This is a genomic window from Mycobacterium sp. SMC-19, assembly GCF_045310815.1.
Classification (GTDB): Bacteria; Actinomycetota; Actinomycetes; order Mycobacteriales; family Mycobacteriaceae; genus Mycobacterium.
This window is the reverse complement of record NZ_JBJIAM010000003.1, coordinates 438,451-455,441: the sequence shown is the minus strand read 5'-3', so window position 1 is coordinate 455,441 and position 16,991 is coordinate 438,451. Positions and strand designations below refer to the sequence as shown.

Below are 16,991 nucleotides of genomic sequence, written 5' to 3'. Positions count from 1 at the left end.
CTCAGATTCCGTCGCCGGCGGCGGCGATGTGGTGCGAGTGGGTCTCGGCGACCTCACGCAGCGCACGCTCGTTGTGGCGGATGGTCTCGGCGATGCGCGCCAGCGCGTGGTGCAGGCTCAGCGATTCGGTGTTCCAGCGGTCCAGCACGTCCTGGAAGCGGGCAGCCGCCAGGCCCGACCACACCGACGGCGGCACCGACCGCATCTTGCCGACGAACGCCTGCAGCATCCCCCGGATTTCCTCGTTGCGGGCGTCGGTGGCAGCCGCGACGGCGAGCATGAGGTCGAAGTCGGCGCTGAGTGTGCTGGTGGCTGCGGGTGTGGTCACATCGTCTCCTGCCGTCGGCGGCCGCGGTTCAAGTCGCGCTGATATGTAGTTCGACTGCTGCCGGGCGGGTTCGGTTCCATTGGGCATTGCCACAGCAGCGCGTTGCCGCCGAGGTGACGCGTCGATCTGCGCATTCCCCGTCCACTGCCACCGCCTGGATGACATAAATGCAGAACGAGGACCGTACGCCTTGAGCTGACTGCCGCGTCCGGCCCGTCGACTGCATCGAGGAGGGGAAATGCAGCTAGCTCTGGGCGCCTATCTCACCGCTGGACTGGTCATCACCGGCGCCGGCATGCAGCTGGTTCCGCCGGCGCAACCTGCGGTAGCTCATGCGCCGGCGCTACTGGCCGCCGTTGAGTCCTCGCTCGGGGACGGCACCGCGCTGATCATGGGCGCCAGCTTCATTGCAACCCCCAGCCAGGGCTGGCTCAACGCGTTCGACAGGCTGTACCTGCAACCACATGGCTTCACCGGCGACATGCTGGCGGTGACCACACCGGAGTCGCTGTATCCGTTCACCGGCCCCTTCAGCATGACGTTCGACAACTCGACGGCCCAGGGCCAGCAGATCATCCTGGACGCGATCAAAGCGCAGATCGCCGCCGGCGGAGTCAGCCACGACAATCCCGTTGTGGTCAGCGGCTATTCGCAGAGTTCCACGATCGACTCGCTGCTGATGTCGCGGCTGGCGGCCGAGGGGGTGGACCCCAACGACGTGCACTTCGTGCTGCTGGGCGACCCCAGCAATCCCAACGGCGGCCTGCTGGAACGCTTCGCGGTCCCGGACGGCAACAGTCCCGACGCCACCAGCCTGGGACTCACTTTCAGTGGTGCGACACCGTCGGATATCTCCCCGACCGACATCTACACCTACGAATACGACGGCTTTGCCGACTTCCCGAAGTACCCGATCAACCTGCTGTCCGATCTCAACGCGTACCTCGGCATCGTCTTCAACCACATCGCGTACCTGGGCCTGACACCGGATCAGGTCGCCAACGCGATCCCACTCCCGACGTCGACGGCCGACTCGCTGACCAACTACTACATGATCGAGTCGCCCAGCCTGCCGTTGCTTGACCCGCTGCGGTTGATTCCGTTCGTCGGCAATCCCCTGGCGGATCTGCTGCAGCCGAGCTTGTCGGTGTTGGTCAATCTGGGCTACGGCAGCATCGACAACGGTTGGTCGCCGGGGTTCGCCGATGTGCCCACTCCCATGGGGTTCCTGCCGCCCCAAAGTGTCCTGGACCAAGTTCCCGATGCGCTGCTGAACGGCATACAACAAGGCGTCCAGGACGCGTTCAACACCCTGATGAATCCGACCAATTACCAACTGATCTCGCCCCAGACGATGGACTACGTACTCGGTCCGATCATCAACTCCGCGATAGCCGCGTTCAACCTCGACGGATCACCGGACGACATCTCGAACTACCTCTCGACGTTCCTCGCCGGCGCCGCGAACTGGTTCACCCAGAGCTTCGGGGAGTTGTCGTTCACCCACACCGGCCTCCCCGCGGTCGACATGGCCAGTGCGCTGCTGTTCACCCTGCCACCGCTCGCCGTGGAGCTCTTCAACACCGAGATGGCCGCCGGCAACCCACTCGACGCGATCGGCGAACCACTGGCAGCGCTGGTCGGACTCGCCCCGCTCATGCTGATTGGGGCGCTGCTCTAACCACTCGCCCGGACCACGGCGAGCGTGCGCAGACGCACGATTCTGCGCCGCGTGTCGTGTACAGACACGCACCCTCGCGGTAGAGAGGCTCGCGGCTCAGGGGCTCGCGGGAGAGGGGGCAGCCACAAATGGCACGGTCGCCGGGCCCCATGTAGGGACCCGGCGACCGTGTCGAGGAGGTACTGGCTAGCCAGGGCTGCCCGCGTTGCCGGCGTTGCCGTCAGCACCAACGGGGTCTCCGGGGCCACCGGCGCCACCGGCACCGGCCGCACCGCCGGCGCCGCCTGCGCCCACCGAACCCGCAGCGCCGTTACCGGCACCGCCGTGTCCGGCCGTGCCGGCTGCACCACCGGCCGCGCCGTTGCCGCCGTTGCCGCCGTCGCCGCCCGCCAGGCCGGCTCCGGTGGTCGGGTCGACACCGCCGGCACCGCCGTTGCCGCCTTGGCCGGCGTCACCGCCCTTGCCGCCATTACCGGCGTTGCCGCCGACACCGTTCTCCGAGCTGCCGCCATTGCCGCCCTTGCCGCCGACCGCGCCGTTGCTGCCGTTGCCGCCGACACCGCCGGCCACCTTGCCGGGCGCCCCGGTGAGCGGGTTGTTACCAGTCGAGCCCTCAGCCCCGAAATTGCCGCGACCACCGGTGCCGCCCGTGCCGCCGTTGCCGCCGTTGACGTCGCCGGCGCCGTTGCCGCCATTACCTCCGGCGCCGCCGACGCTGCTGGGGCCGCTGCCGTAGAAAGTGGTGCCGTTGCCGCCGTTGCCGCCGTTGCCGGCGTGGCTGGGCCCGATGCCGAGGGCGTTGGTGGGGGTTTGCACGCCACCGCTGTTGCCGCCGTTACCGCCCACCCCGCCGACTCCGGCGGTTCCGCTGGTGTCCGTAGTGCCGCCTCCGCCGCCTCCGCCGCCGTTACCGCCGGAGGCGGTGCCGTCACCACCGTCGCCACCGGCACCACCGGCACCACCGTCGGCGCCGCTACCCGCGCCGCCGGTGCCGCCCCAACCGCCGTTGCCGCCGATGCTGACCACGCCGGGACCGGTCAACCCGTCTGCGCCGGCACCGCCATGGCCGCCGGCCCCGCCGGAGCCGGTGCCGCCGGTGAGCATGTTGCCGCTGGTCTGGCCGCCGCCGCCGCCGGCGCCACCGTTGCCGCCGATGCTCCAGATCACTCCGTCGGCGTCCTTCCAGCCGGTCGCCACGCCGCCGTCGGCGCCGTTGCCGCCGGCACCGCCGTTGACGGCGTTGGCGCCGTTGCCGCCGCCGCCACCGTCGCCGCCTTTGTAAGTGCCGGTGCCGCCGGCCCCGCCGTCGGTGCTGGCCCCGGCGGTCTGGCCGTTGCCGCCGCCGCCGCCATAGCCACCCCGGCCGCCGATGGTCTGGATGGTGTTGTCGGTGGTGGCGCCGTTGCCGCCGGCCCCGGCCTGGCCGGCGTCGCCGCCGGCGTGGTTGGAACCGCTGTAGCCGCCCTGGCCCCCGGATCCACCGTTGCCGGCGGTGCCGGTCACCCCGACCGCACCGGTGGCATTGCCACCGACACCGCCATTGCCGCCCTGCCCGCCGATACCGGTGGCGCCGTCGGTGGTGGCGGAATTGCCCAGGCCGTATCCGCCGCTGCCGCCCCAACCGCCGGCGTTGCCGCCGTTGATGCCGGAGCCGCCGTTGCCGCTGTTGCCGCCGTTGCCGCCCGCGTATCCGGCGCCGCCGTCACCGCCGATGCCGCCCTCAGCGCCGTTGCCGATGAAGTGGCCGTTGGCGTCCTTGACTGCTTCGCCGCCGGCGCCGCCGTTGCCGCCGTCGCCACCGTCGCCGGCCTGGCCGGCACTGCCATAGAGCGGGGCGCCATAGAACATGGAACCGCGGGCACCACCGAGGCCGCCCACGCCGCCGCGGCCACCGACGCCACCGGCCAGTCCGTTCGTGCCATCGTTGGTGCCGGCGCCACCGTCGCCGGCCGCGCCGCCGCCGCCACCCTTGCCGCCGTTGCCGAGCAGGTATCCGCTGACCCCGCCGTTGCCGCCGTTGCCGCCTTGGCCCCCGCTCATGCCCGTGCCGCTGGCGTTCTGGGTGCCATCCATGCCGGTGCCGCCGGCTCCGCCGGCGCCGCCGTTGCCGAACATCCAGGCCATCGCCGCACCGCCATCGCCTCCGGCGCCACCGAAGCCGCCCGCCACAGTCGCAATGCCGCCGGCGCCGCCGTCGCCGCCGTGGCCCATCCAGACCCCACCGATACCACCGTTGCCGCCGGCCGCACCCGCACCGCCGTCACCACCGTCGCCGCCGTTGCCGAAGCCGATCGCGTTACCGCCGTTGCCGCCGACAACCCCGGCCACATCACTGTTCCAACCGGCACCACCATCGCCGAACCACAGGCCACCATGGCCGCCATCGGGGTTTTCCGCGGTGCCATCGATACCGTCACCGATCAAGTACTGCCCGGAAATGGTGTTGATGGCGCCGTTGACCATCTCGCCGAGTGGGTTGTTGATCCAGAACTCGGTCAACATGTGCAGCGGGCTGTAGAACATCTGGTCAAACAACGTGGCCACGTTGAAATCACCGAACATCGCCGACATATCGAACGCGTCCGCCGAGCCGGGAACATCGACATCAGCGGCCGCCGGGACCAACCAATCGAAACTGAACAGATCCTCGAAATCAGCCTGGGCGGCCGGCGCAGGCGCCAACGGCGTCATACCGAACGCCAAAAACGCCGCCACGGCGCTACCGGTGCCGATCATCCGATTGCGGTAACTCATGTGTGAAAACCTCTCGTGTGAAAAGTCAGATAGGGGAACGGTTTTAGGGGATCTACGCCAGGCGCCAGTTACAGACCCAGCAAGTCCGCGAACCAATCGGTCGCCGCAGCACCACCGGCACCGCCGTCATCGAGGTCATTGATCACCGGCAAGTCGACACCGGCCAGCGGCGGGGTCACCGGCACCGCACCCTTGCCATCCCAACCCGAACCCAACAACGCACCAACGGTCTGGCCCAGGCCCAGCATCGCCCCGAGCGGGCCGACCGCATTGCTGCCGATGTTCAGGGCGCCGATCACCGGGGCACCGGTGAGCTCGATGCCGACACTGTTGAGGATCGAGCCACCCACCGCGGGCGTCTCGGCCACCACCTCACCATTGGCGCCGAGCACCTGATAGGGGTCGATAGCCACATGACCGGCCGTCAGCCACCCACCGAACGCGATGTCCAAATGGCCGATCCCCATACCGTCCGGCAGGAAGTCGCCGGCGGCCTCGTTGATCATCGGCAGCAGGCTGTCCAAGTTGAGGGTCGCACCATTGAGCGAAGCCCCGAACACGTTAGCCAGGGTGTCACCGAAGTTGTCGCCTTCCGTGATGCTGTTGAGCAAGCCCACCCACGGCGCGATCCACGGCCCCAACGAACCCATGATCAGTCCACTCAACGGCGAGGACAGGAAGTGGATGATCGGGACCATCTCCGCGGGGAACATCCCCCCCATCAGCGACGACAACGGACCGGCGAACAGGTCATACCAGCCCAACGCAAAGGTCGAGGAGTCACCGGCCGCCAGAGTGTGGCTCATGACGATCTCGAGGGTTTCCTGACTGGGGTTACTCAAGGTGTACCCGGTCAGCAGTCCGTCAAGGTTATGCCGGAGCTGCTCGGTCACCGCCGTGATGTTCGCCGGGTCATCCAGCAACTGCTGCAAGTAACCACTCTGATTGGCAACGAACTGCTGAAACGCAATCCCCGGCGCCAAATAGTAGTTGTTCAACATCTGCGTCAGGTTCTGCGAGGCCGCGTTGAACACCTCATCCCACGCGCTACTGGCGGTCAACGCCACATCACGCACTGCACCGATCTGCGGCAACGGCGTAACCACCGGCGTGGCCGCGATCAGACCAGCACCCGCGATCGCGACACCAATGGTGGCGTAGGGACGGATTGTTGCGCGCAAGGGATATCTCCTCAAGGTTGTGGCGACTGTCAGGGGTGGATTTGGTACTGCTTGGCACGCGATAGGGAGGTGAGGCTAACCATAGACATCTCTCAGGCAGCGCACGGTTTTCTTAACGCCGGCCGCACGACGAGATGCGAATGCAACGCAATAACAGGACATCTCGGTCGGCACGCCTTAAAGCTAACCGTCATTTTTCTGTGAAGTTAGGACGTTCTTCCGCAGGTTTGGATTATCGTCGGCGCCATGGTTCCCACAGCCCGCTTGGTGCGGCAACGCGCCGGGGTACAGGTCTACGAGTATCCGACCGACCCACATCTGCCGCCGGTGGTGGTGGCCCGGGTTGGCCAGGAACGGCTGTCCCAACACGGCCAGATCCATAACTTCCCGGCGCTGTGGTGCGACCGGGCGACCGGGGTGGTCTACGTGGTCGCGATGGGCGCCACCGTCGGTCCGGAGGCGGTGGAATGCGCCGATGATGGCATCGCGGTGTTCTTCGACCCGGTCGCGGTCGGCGACGACGGCACGTCGCCCTGGCTTTCCTGGCGATCACATCCCCTGCTGCGCCTTTTCCTGCATGAGCACGAGGACGGCCTGCTGCGCATCGAACTGCCAGTTGCTGATCATCCGGCGATCTTCAAAATCCTCGACGCGATGAAAACCGAACTCGCGCAACGCCAGGACGGTGACCGCGAAGCGGTGTCGGCGCTGCTGACCCTGCTGCTGGTCAAGCTCACCCGACTCGCCACCAAGACCATCGACGGCCTGCGCCACGAAGACGAACCGCTGCTGGCTGAGGTGTTCGCAACCATCGACCGGCGCTTCACCGAACCGCTTTCGCTACGCGAGGTCGCACGCGAGGTCTCCGTATCGGCCGGGCATCTGACCACCGTCGTGCGCCGCCGCACCGGACGCACCGTACTGGAGTGGATCACCCAACGCCGCATGGGCGAAGCCCGCCGCCTGCTGACCGACACCCGACTGCCGATCACCGAAATCGGCCAGCGGGTCGGACTTCCCGACGCGGCCTACTTCACCCGGCAGTTCCGCCAAACACACGGCATTTCACCCAGCCAATGGCGAAAATCGCCCCCACCGCCTCTCTGACGGTTGGTGACGTCACTCAGCTGACGGTGTGGGCGGAGCGCACCGCCTGCTCGCACACCGCGCGCAGCGCGTCCTCGCCTCCTGGCTCGCTCTGGCACCCGATGCCGATGCGCACCGCACGGTCGACCAGCACCGCCCAGTCCACCTGATGGCCGTTGCGAATCTCCCGATAGGTCACGGCGGGCCGTCCCGCGCGGGTGCCGACCGGGTTGAAATCGATGAATACCCCAGGCGTTTCGGCGTCAGCGCGTTGCAGGGCCTGCCGCAGCGGCTCTGCGACAGCGGTCTGGGTATCGCCGGCGGCAGGTGCCTGAGTCACATGCAGCACCAGCTGCGGGTCGGTGGGCGAAACCACCTCCACCCGAGCCGATCCCGGCCCGGCAGTCACCCGCCTGGTCGCCCACCCCTGCGGAACCTGCACCGCTACACGGCTTTCCACGAGGTACGTCGTCCCAGGATGTTCGGGGTTCGGAGCGATATCGGGGCGCACCACCAGGGCCAGCGCGAGCACCCCGCCGACCACGCCGGCCGGGGCCAGCCGCAGCCGGCGACCGACGGGCGCCGGATCGGCGACCGACGTATCGACCGTGCGGCGGAGCGGCGGCAGCTGATCGATCACCGTCGCCCGCACCCCGGGCCGCAGCCGCTCCTCGATCATCGTCGAGAGCTCCGGGGCCCCACCGACCCCGACCGGTACGTCGATCACGACAGCGCCGGGACGTTCCCACACCGCCGCACGTATCCGGCGCGCCACCGCGTCGGCGACCTCGTCGGGGGAACCGATACGTGGCTCGGCGAACATGTCAGCGCTATCGGCGCCCGCGACGGCCACCAGGCCAGCGGCGATCTCCACAACCACCGCGGCACCCAGCACCGTCGCTCGCGATCGGGTGACCACCTCGCCGGTCAGCACTCGCGCCGCCGCGGCGAGCAGCTGCACCCTGCGGACCGGCCACCACGACGGATGGATGAGCTCGACCGATTCAACGGGCAACGAGCAGGTCAGCGCCTGGCGCAAGAGCTCGGGCACCGCGACCGGTTGCCCATCGACCAGACCGACCGGGTCATCGATCCAATCCAGCGCCGCTGCGGCGTCGGCCGATTCAGCACCGCCGCAACACAGTCGGCGAATGATTGCGGGGCCGGCCTCGATCACCGCCCGATGCCCGAGGCTCACGGTTCCCAAGCCACCTGGATGAGGCGCTCGCCGTCGGCGCGGGTGATCAGGGTGCCGCGCCCGGGCGGGAGGGTTGCCGGTCGAACCGAACTCAGCGGGCCGTCCGGGGCGGCCCCGCTCATCATCAGCCTCATCGCGCCCAGATCGGCCAGCGCGGTCAGCATCGGCTCGTACATCGACCGGGCCGCTCCCCCGCTGCGGCAGGCCACCATCAGGTGCAGCCCGAGATCGGCGGCATGTGGCAGGTATTCCAGCAGCGGTGTCAGCGGATTGCCACTGGCGGCGGCCACCAGGTCGTGGTCATCAACCACCACATACAGCTGCGGCCCGGACCACCAAGACCCGGCGCGCAGTTGCTGCGCGCCGACGTCGGCGCCCGGCATCCGCTCGGCCAGCTGGTCGATCAGGCTCGGCAGCAGCGCTGTCAGCGCGGGCCGAGACATCGCGTAGCCGGCCAGATGTCCGGTCGGTACAACGTCCAGCAGGCCCCGCCGATAGTCGACCACCCATAGCTGAGCCTGCCCGGCGGGCTGTGCCCGCACCAGCTCGCGGCAGAGCGTTCGCAGCACGGAGGTCTTGCCGCATTCGCTGTCGCCCAGGATGAGCAGGTGCGGTTGGCGGCCGAAATCGATTGCCACAACCTCAAGTCCGCGTTCATCGATCCCCAGAACAGGCGGGCCAGCGGCGGCGGCTAGCTCGGCCCGGTCGACGACGGTCGGCAGCAGCCGGATCGGTGGCGCGACGGCACCGTCGGGGTGCCGCATCGGTGCCCAGCCCTGCGGGCGGGCCAGCAGCATGTGCATGCCGTCATGGGTCAGGCCGCGTCCGGGCCGGCCCTGCGGCACCCGCTGAGCCTGCCGTCGGTCCACTTCGGATTCGGCCGGATCCCCCAACCTCAGCTCGATGCGGGTGCCGATCAGGTCACGCAACGCGGGCCGCACCTCGGCCCACCGCGATGCAGCCAGCATCACGTGCACCCGAAAGGACAGGCCGCGGGCGGCCAGCGCGACGATCCTGGCCTCCAGTTCGAATTCGCGGCACAGGGCGGCCCATCCGTCGATCACCAGGAAGATGTCCGGGACCGGGCCTTCGACGTCCGCAATACGGCCGGCCCGCTGGGCTTCGCGCCGCGCCAGGATTGCCTCCATCTCGGCGACCACCCGCCGAACCAGGTCCGGTTCCCCAACGCCGGCGACCGTCCCGACGTGCGGCAGGCTTCGAATCGCCGAGAGCGCCCCACCACCGAAGTCCAAGCAGTAGAACGCGATTCGCGTCGCGTCGTGGGTGGCACACAGGGCGGCGATCAGGGTGTGCAGCCCGGTCGACTTGCCCGATTGCGGGGCGCCCACCACCGCGACGTGTCCGGCGGCGCCATCCAACCGGATCGACAAGGTGGTGCGACGCTGGTCGAAGGGCCGATCGACGACGCCGGCCGGGACCGTCAGATCGCCGTGGTCGGCGTCGAGCAGGGATCCCAGAGCTGGGGAATCTCCCAGCGGCGCCAGCCATATCTGCCGTGCCGCCGGACCGCGCCCACCCAATCGCGCCAGCATTGTCTGCAGCACGGTGCGCCCGGCCGGATCACCCCCTTCCAAGGCGGGGCCCAGCGGCGCTGCGGTGAACGGGCGTACCGCGACGGAAGCCGATCGGGCACGCGGGTACATCCCGGAGACGTAGGCCGTCTGGAATCGCCGTACCGCGCCGTCGGCGGTCCGCAAGAACCCGACTCCGGGGGTGTTGGGTAATTCGTAGGCGTCGCTGGTTCCCAGCACGAGCCGGGATTCGGCGGCCGACATCGTCTTAAGGCACACCCGGTAGGACAGATGCGATTCCAGGCCGCGAAGCCGGCCCTCCTCTAGGCGCTGGCTGGCCAATAGCAGATGCATTCCCAGTGATCGGCCCAGCCGGCCGATGGCGACGAAAGTGTCGAGGAGATCGGGATGCTGGTGCAGCAGTTCGGAGAACTCGTCGACGATGATCAGCAGTGTCGGCAGGGGCGGTAGCTGCGGCTGCGCGGTCCGCGCCTGCCGATATGCGGCGATGCCGAAGGCCCCGACGGTGCGAAGGAGTTGCTGACGCCGGTGCATCTCGCCGGCCAGCGCATCGCGCATCCGCCCCACCAGCGGTGCCTCGTCGGCCAGATTTGTGATCACCGCACAAACATGGTTGGGCTGCTCGAAGCCGAGAAATGTTGCGCCACCTTTGAAGTCCACCAGCACCAGATTCAGGTCCTCGGGCGAATGCCGGGCCGTCAGGCCCAGCACCAGGGTGCGCAAGAACTCCGATTTGCCCGAGCCGGTGGCACCGACACACAGTCCGTGCGGCCCGCTGCCCCGCTCGGCGGCCTCTTTGATGTCCAGCCACACCGGGTCTCCGCTCGCGTCGGTGCCGATCGGGACGCACAATTGCTGTGCCGCGGCGCCTGCCCATTGGGTCGGCGGGTCGAAGCGGTCGATGTCGCCGATGCCCAGCAGGTGCGCCCACCCCTGGCCACTGCCGGAGCCGACGGGCCGGTGTGCGGCCAGGCGCCGCGCGCACACCGTCGCGTCGGCGAGGGCCAGAAAGTCCGGCCGTCCGACGTGACGATCGGAGTCGCTTAGCGCCGTCGCGGTCACGTGCAACCGGCGAGCATCGCCTCGCGCACCTGCCTCGGCCACCCGCAGACCGCTGGCATCGTCGATGATCACCACCGCCCGCCGGCCGGCCAGGCTGGTTTCGGCGGTCATCAGGTCGGGGTAGGTCAGCCGCAGCGGACCGCCGGCGTCGAAAGCCGATGGATGCTGGTGGTGCGGTAGCCATTTCAGCCAATCCCAGTGATGCCGACCTGCGACGGCCGCGATCAGCACCGCGTCGGGGCCGTGCAGGACCGCGAGCTGGCAGATCAGCGCACGCACCAGACCCCGCGCCCGCTCCATGTCGCCGTCGAGCAGCAGCGGCGCCGGGCCCAGCACCGTCAGCTCGACCGGCACCTCGGCTATGGCTGCGTGGGCCTCGAGGAAACGGCGCAGCGCGGTATCGGTGACCGGATCGACCTGCCGCGCCGGATCCCGCGACGGTGCCACCAGGCGAGTGGCCGGGATGGCCGACCCGATCCCCCACCGCACCGAACCGAACGCGGGGTCGCCGGGTCCGCGCTCCCACATTCGGGGCCCACCGGCCAGCGCCCACAATGCGTCCGGTTCCGGATGCGACCACACCGCAAACGCGTACTGGGCCGCAGCACGGCCGGCCACAAACTCACGCAACCCGCCGAGATAGGCCAGGTAGCTGTCGCGGATGTCGTCAATGCCGCTGCCACGTCCCCGGTTTCGTCCGGCGAGTACGGCTGCCACCGCCGATATGAGCATCATCAGCGGGAACAGGGCGAACAGCGGGCTACGTGCGGCCGGAGTTCCCGAGCGGTAGGCGGCGGCGGTCACGACAAGCATCCCCACCGCCACGACGGCCGGTAGCAACCGGGTCAGCATCATCCGAGACTCGGGGTCGGGCACCGATGGCGGTGCGGCGACAGCGATTTCACCCCGCGACGGCGGCGCGGGCGAGATCGCGGTCAACACGGGACCGGTCATCGGCACACCGTAGACAGCACCAATTACACCGGCAAGTCAGCTGTGGATAGCCGAAAACCTCTCCCCTGCCGGGACAGTAGCGTGCGGCCAACGACGCCGAAAGGAGAACACGACGTGTCGACTTCGGATTCCGGCATGTACCGGGTCGCCATACACGCCGACACCGCGCGCGCCGATCTGACGCTCCCCTCCGGGGTCCCGGTGGCGGCCCTGATCGCGGCTGTCGCAGATCTGATACCGCACCGGGCCGGCCCGGAATCACTGCGCCCCTATCGGCTGGCCGAGCCGGGCAGGGCTGCCCTCGATGGGACGAAAACCCTTTCTCAACAAGGTATCCGAGATGGATCGATCCTGCTGCTGACCCACGCCGAATACCGGGCTCCGCGGGTGCTGTTCGACGATCCGGCAGAACAGGTGGCGGCCGCGGTGCGGACGAAGGAGCGGCCCTGGGATCCGCCGGCGCGCCGGCTCAGTGCCGCGCTGGCGGCGTCCGCGCTGGCCGGTGTTGCCGGCTTCGTGGCGATTCCCGGCGGTCCCGGATCCCCGAACGCGCTGCTGGCGGCCGCGGCGGCAGGGACGGTCGCCCTGATGAGCGTCCCGCCGAGCGGCTGCAGCGCGCCGGTACGCACGACGTTGTGCTGCCTGGCCGGGCTGGCGGTACTGGCCGCGGTCGCGGGAATGGCCGCCGCGGTGACCGGGATTGCGCCGACGCCGGTGGGTGCCGTGGCGGCTGCCGCCGGAGTCGGCATGATCCGCATTGCCGGCCGGATGGTGTCCGCGGCCACCGGGCTCGCTCGCCGGGAAGCGCAGGTGGGCGCGGCGCACGATCTGCTGACGGGGTTGGTGGCGGGTGCCGCGGCGCTGGTGACCCTGGGCGCCGCCGCGGTGGTCGCCGGGACACCGGCTTCCGGGGCGCCCCGGCTGGTCGGCGCGGTGTTCGCGGCGACGGCCGGTGTGGCGCTGACGCTGCGGGCCCGCTCGCACACCGATGGCGTGCAGATCGCGGCGCTGATTGCCGGCGGTACCGCCACGCTGGGAATCGCCCTACTCGGGGCGGCGCGCAACACGGCGGCGCAATGGCCGGTGGCGGCAGCCGTGCTGCTGGTCGCGGTGGTGCTCGGCCTCGGCTTCGCCGCGCCCGGCGTGTCCCCGCTGATCGGGCGTGGCGCTGAAGTCATCGAGGGCCTGGCTCTCGGGTCGCTGGCGCCACTGACCTGCTGGCTGTGCGGGTTGTACAGCGTCGCCCGCGGACTGAGTCTGGGCTGACCCATGCGGTGGACCCGGATCTCCCGGTTGGCGGCGGTCGCCGTGATCGCAGCGACACCGTGCGCACCGCCTGCGAACGCGGTCGCGCCGCCCCCGGTCGACCACACCCGATTGCCCGCACCGGCGCCCGCCGCTCCGGCACACCGCAGCGTCCAGCGCAGGGTATGCACGGTGGGCTCGCTGGGCCCGGGTGGCGCGCCGACCCAGCTCGACGGGCTGGACCTGGCCGCGGCGTGGGCGCTCACCCGCGGGGCCGGCCAGCGGGTTGCGGTGATCGACACCGGCGTTGCGGCGCACCGGCGACTGCCGGGCCTGATTGGCGGCGGCGACTACGTGTCCACCGGCGACGGCACCCGCGACTGCGATGGGCATGGCACCGTGGTCGCCGGAATCATCGCGGCTGCACCGGATCCCGCGGCCGACCGGTTCAGCGGGGTGGCACCGTTGGCCACCGTGATCGGCATTCGCGCATCCAGCGCCAAGTTCGCCGTCCACGGTGATGGCCCCGGAATCGGCGATGTCGACACCCTGGCCAAGGCGGTGCGCACCGCGGCCGACCTGGGCGCGTCGGTGATCAACATCTCCGCGGTGGCCTGCCGACCCGCGAGCTCCGGCCTCGACGACCGCGCGCTGGGCGCCGCCCTGGCGTATGCGGTCGAGATCAAGAACAGCGTCGTCGTCGCGGCGGCGGGCAACACCGACGAAGGCTGCGCCGCCGAGCGACCCATGATCGTCAGCCCGGCCTGGTACGACGACTATGTGCTGACCGTCGGGTCGGTGGATGCCCGCGGCACTGCCTCGGCGTTCACCCTGCCCGGCCCATGGGTCGACGTGGCCGCTCCCGGCGAGGCGGTGCTGTCGTTGAGCAACATCGGCGATGCGATGGCCGACACCGCCAATGGATCGGCGCTGCGCGGCACCAGTTTCGCCGCGCCGGTGGTCAGCGGTCTGGCCGCGCTGATCCGCTCGCGGTTCCCACAGTGGACGCCGCGGCAGGTGATGGACCGGATCAGGGACACCGCACACCACCCACCGGGCGGGCGTGATGACGCCGTCGGTGCCGGCGTGGTGGACCCGTTGGCGGCGCTCACCTTTGACGTGCCCACCTCCCGCGAACAGCCCCGGCCTGCCGCACCTGTGCCCCATCCCGCCTCGGCCTCAGAACCCGCTGCCGAAGCCGCGCCCGCCGGGCTGCACACCGCGATCTTCGGCACGGCTGTCCTCCTGGCGCTGCTCCTGGCAGCCGTCACCGCCCGGGCGGTCACGGGCCGGAAACCACGTCGCGGCCCAGCAGCGCTTGATCCCGGCTGAGCCGGGGGCCGGCCGGTAAACCGGCCAGCATCGCCCACGGCACCCCGGCGGCCGTCGCGGGCAGCCCCAGCCTGCGCGCGGCATCGTCGTCGTCGATGGTGAACCGCACCCCGCCGTCGGCGATGAGATATCCCGCGCCCCCGGCGTGGCCGGAACTGTCGACCGCGCGCACGTAGGCACTGTGTCCCGGCGGAAGGTAGACGCCGTCCAGGGCAGGGCCCGGCCCGTCCGCTTGAGCCAGCACGCTCGGCGCCGCCCCCGCCGGCAGGCCCACCCCACCCGACAGGGTGACCCCGCCCGGATCATCCGCGCGCCAGTGCACGCACAGCGCCACCGGGGCCAAGCCCACCCTGAAGCCCATCCCGCGGTGGTCTGCCGGGTCCGACGGCGCTTCGGGGATCGCGTTCAGCAGCAACGCCGAGACACGTCTCGATACGGCGGACTCCAACACCGGGTCGGCAGGATCGACCGCAAGCCGACGTCCGTCGCGCAGCAGATACGGTGCCCCGGACTCGGAGCGGACCGCAATCGCCTGCTGCGGGTCGAGGCGGTCGGATGACGGCGGGTCGGCCCCGACGATGAGGGTGGTGCCGGCCGAGTCCTCGCACAGCGACCAGGTCTGGGAGTCCGGCAGTGCCGATCCGAGTACGCCGGGCGCACCCGGGATGCCCACCAGCGGCCCGCGCCGGGCCCGGCCGACCGCGCTGCCGTCTACCGGTCGCGGGTCGGCTGCACCGGTGATCAGCCGAGCCGACGCGAGGTTGTAGACCGGATGCACCGTGTCGCCGATCCGGACATACAGGGCCCCGGTCGCGCGATCCAGCACGATGGGCGCGTCACCCAGGACCGGCTGCGGCCATAGGACGGCCAGCACCATCGCGCCCGCGGCGATGACCATGCTGAGCAGCCACCCCAGGCCCAAGGCGGCCCGGCCCGGGACGCGGCCGCCCGTCACCTGCCCACACCGCAGCGCCCGTTCCATCCGGCGGGCCACAAAGCGGTGCGCGCTGAGCTGCAGCTGCGTCGTCGATCGCTCGGCCATCTCGGCCACCCACTCCCGTCATCGGTGTTCTGGCGACGCTAACCGCGAGACCGACGCACCGGTGTCCGGCCGTCCACAGGCCCGTCGGTATCGAATTTCGGTTTCGGTACCATCTCGGGTATGCGTTTTGTTCAGCTGAGCAGCATTTTCTCCGCAACATTGATGGCCGGCGCACTGCTGGCGCTCCCGGCGGTCGCGCCGAGCGTCGCCCCGGTGGCGTCCGCCTACGACTGCCCGGACGTCGAGGTCATCTTCGCCCGCGGCACCAGCGAACCGCGCGGCGTGGGCCGGGTGGGGCGGGCATTCATCGACTCGCTGCGCCAGCAGACCTCCAAGAAGGTCGACGAGTACGGGGTCGACTACCCCGCCGGCCGCCTACAGCTGGGCGGCGGCGACGGCGCCAACGACGTGATCAAGCGGGTCAAGGCGGCCGCCGACGTCTGCCCGAACACCGATCTGGTGCTGGGCGGCTACTCGCAGGGCGCCTCGGTCATCGACATCGTCACCGGTACTCAGGTCGGCGGTATCACCTGGGGCAACCAGTTGCCCGCGGACCTTGCCGACCAGGTGGTGGCCGTCGCCACGTTCGGCAACCCCGCCGACCGCACGGGCGGGCCGATCAGCCAGCAGAGCGTCCTGTTCGGTTCCAAGGCCATCGACCTGTGCAACCCGGGTGACCCGATCTGCCATGAAGGCCCCGGGAACGAGTGGAGCGATCACACCGACGGCTACATCCCGGCCCTGACCAGCCAGGCCGCCAACTTCGTGGCCGGCCGGCTGCGAGCCGCGGGTCCGGCACCGACGCTGGCGCCGTGATGCGGCCCACCCCGGTTTAGTTAGCTGATCAAGGCTTATTTTCGCTACTATCGTTCACCATGAAGGCATTCCGGATCCTGGCGGCAGGGGCCGCTGCCGCAGCGCTGCTGATGGACCCCAGCGCGTCATCGATGCCGACAGCCTCGGCTGACGGTTGCCCCGACGTCGAGGTGGTGTTCGCCCGCGGCACCAGCGAGCCACCGGGCCTGGGCCGGGTCGGCGACGGCCTGGTCAACGCCCTGCGGAACCAGACGTCCCGATCGGTCGGCGCCTACGCGGTCAACTACCCGGCCAGCTACGACTTCGGCCGGGCAGCCGACGGCGCCAACGACGCCAGCGGGCACATCATGTGGATGGTGGAGAACTGCCCCGGAACCCGCCTGGTCCTCGGTGGCTACTCGCAGGGCGCGGCGATCATCGACATCGTGGCGGCGGCACCGGTGCCCGGCTTCGGTTTCACCGCCCCGCTGCCGCCCGAGGCCGCCGATCACGTTGCGGCGATCGCGGTGTTCGGCAACCCGTCGACCAAGATCGGGCAGCCGCTGACCAACAGTCCGGCCTACGGCTTCAAGACCATCGACTTGTGCACCGATGGCGACCCGATCTGCTCCCCCGGGCGCATCTTCTCCGCGCACTCCGGCTACACACCCGGCATGACCAATCAGGCCGCCTCGTTCGTCGCCGGCCTGCTGTAGCCCATCTCCCGCGAGGGAGCGTGTTTGTACGCCGACACGCCGCCAAAGCTGTACAACCGTGCAC

Annotated in this window: 12 protein-coding genes; 6 read left to right on the top strand and 6 right to left on the bottom strand. The window is 69.9% G+C overall.

Annotated features, from left to right (window positions below; genetic code table 11):
* Position 1: 1 nt before the first annotated feature.
* A complete protein-coding gene (locus ACJH5R_RS09720) occupies positions 2-328 on the bottom strand; it encodes a WXG100 family type VII secretion target (RefSeq protein WP_406757705.1) in 327 nt (108 codons plus the stop codon).
* Positions 329-566: 238 nt separating this feature from the next.
* Here ACJH5R_RS09720 and ACJH5R_RS09715 point away from each other — a divergent pair, with 238 nt between their 5' ends.
* Positions 567-2,009, top strand: coding sequence for a PE-PPE domain-containing protein (locus ACJH5R_RS09715; RefSeq protein WP_406781812.1), 1,443 nt, complete (start codon positions 567-569; stop codon positions 2,007-2,009).
* A 186-nt stretch (positions 2,010-2,195) separates the two neighbouring features.
* On the opposite strand, the gene ACJH5R_RS09710 is transcribed toward ACJH5R_RS09715, so the two are convergent.
* Complete coding sequence (locus ACJH5R_RS09710) at positions 2,196-4,763, bottom strand: PGRS repeat-containing protein (RefSeq protein WP_406757707.1); 2,568 nt, start codon at positions 4,761-4,763, stop codon at positions 2,196-2,198.
* Positions 4,764-4,831: 68 nt separating this feature from the next.
* Positions 4,832-5,944, bottom strand: coding sequence for an outer membrane porin GjpA (gjpA, locus tag ACJH5R_RS09705; RefSeq protein WP_406757708.1), 1,113 nt, complete (start codon positions 5,942-5,944; stop codon positions 4,832-4,834).
* A 246-nt stretch (positions 5,945-6,190) separates the two neighbouring features.
* Between gjpA and ACJH5R_RS09700 the strand changes: the two genes are divergently transcribed.
* Positions 6,191-7,051 (top strand): helix-turn-helix transcriptional regulator, encoded by an 861-nt coding sequence (locus ACJH5R_RS09700; RefSeq protein WP_406757709.1) that lies wholly within the window; start codon positions 6,191-6,193, stop codon positions 7,049-7,051.
* 16 nt (positions 7,052-7,067) lie between these two features.
* Here the strand turns inward: ACJH5R_RS09700 and ACJH5R_RS09695 are convergent, their stop codons facing one another.
* Both ACJH5R_RS09695 and eccCb read right to left on the bottom strand, forming a co-directional pair.
* Positions 7,068-8,228, bottom strand: a complete 1,161-nt coding sequence (locus tag ACJH5R_RS09695) for a type VII secretion-associated protein (protein WP_406757710.1) — start codon at positions 8,226-8,228, stop codon at positions 7,068-7,070.
* Complete coding sequence (gene eccCb / locus ACJH5R_RS09690; RefSeq protein WP_406757711.1) at positions 8,225-11,797, bottom strand: type VII secretion protein EccCb; 3,573 nt, start codon at positions 11,795-11,797, stop codon at positions 8,225-8,227. The genes ACJH5R_RS09695 and eccCb overlap by 4 nt, the downstream gene beginning before the upstream one ends.
* 114 nt (positions 11,798-11,911) lie before the next feature.
* Between eccCb and ACJH5R_RS09685 the strand changes: the two genes are divergently transcribed.
* Together ACJH5R_RS09685 and mycP are read left to right on the top strand one after the other, a co-directional pair.
* Complete coding sequence (locus tag ACJH5R_RS09685; protein ID WP_406781811.1) at positions 11,912-13,063, top strand: EsaB/YukD family protein; 1,152 nt, start codon at positions 11,912-11,914, stop codon at positions 13,061-13,063.
* Between the two features lie 3 nt (positions 13,064-13,066).
* A complete protein-coding gene (mycP, locus tag ACJH5R_RS09680) occupies positions 13,067-14,374 on the top strand; it encodes a type VII secretion-associated serine protease mycosin (protein ID WP_406757713.1) in 1,308 nt (435 codons plus the stop codon).
* On the opposite strand, the gene eccB is transcribed toward mycP, so the two are convergent.
* Positions 14,325-15,416: a type VII secretion protein EccB gene (gene eccB, locus ACJH5R_RS09675; protein WP_406757714.1), complete on the bottom strand. Its 1,092-nt coding sequence runs from the start codon at positions 15,414-15,416 to the stop codon at positions 14,325-14,327. The two genes, mycP and eccB, sit on opposite strands and share 50 nt — an antisense overlap.
* Before the next feature lie 120 nt (positions 15,417-15,536).
* Here eccB and ACJH5R_RS09670 point away from each other — a divergent pair, with 120 nt between their 5' ends.
* Both ACJH5R_RS09670 and ACJH5R_RS09665 read left to right on the top strand, forming a co-directional pair.
* A complete protein-coding gene (locus ACJH5R_RS09670; protein ID WP_406757715.1) occupies positions 15,537-16,232 on the top strand; it encodes a cutinase family protein in 696 nt (231 codons plus the stop codon).
* Between the two features lie 59 nt (positions 16,233-16,291).
* Entirely contained in the window at positions 16,292-16,927 is a 636-nt protein-coding gene (locus ACJH5R_RS09665) for a cutinase family protein (protein ID WP_406757716.1), read from the top strand.
* Positions 16,928-16,991: the final 64 nt, after the last annotated feature.

Excerpts from the sequence above, each read along its gene's own strand:
- eccCb (WP_406757711.1), bottom strand. The coding sequence starts at position 11,797 with ATGACCGGTCCCGTGTTGACCGCGATCTCGCCCGCGCCGCCGTCGCGG.
- ACJH5R_RS09665 (WP_406757716.1), top strand. The coding sequence starts at position 16,292 with ATGAAGGCATTCCGGATCCTGGCGGCAGGGGCCGCTGCCGCAGCGCTG.
- ACJH5R_RS09670 (WP_406757715.1), top strand. The coding sequence starts at position 15,537 with ATGCGTTTTGTTCAGCTGAGCAGCATTTTCTCCGCAACATTGATGGCC.
- ACJH5R_RS09715 (WP_406781812.1), top strand. The coding sequence starts at position 567 with ATGCAGCTAGCTCTGGGCGCCTATCTCACCGCTGGACTGGTCATCACC.
- ACJH5R_RS09710 (WP_406757707.1), bottom strand. The coding sequence starts at position 4,763 with ATGAGTTACCGCAATCGGATGATCGGCACCGGTAGCGCCGTGGCGGCG.
- ACJH5R_RS09700 (WP_406757709.1), top strand. The coding sequence starts at position 6,191 with ATGGTTCCCACAGCCCGCTTGGTGCGGCAACGCGCCGGGGTACAGGTC.
- eccB (WP_406757714.1), bottom strand. The coding sequence starts at position 15,416 with ATGGCCGAGCGATCGACGACGCAGCTGCAGCTCAGCGCGCACCGCTTT.
- mycP (WP_406757713.1), top strand. The coding sequence starts at position 13,067 with ATGCGGTGGACCCGGATCTCCCGGTTGGCGGCGGTCGCCGTGATCGCA.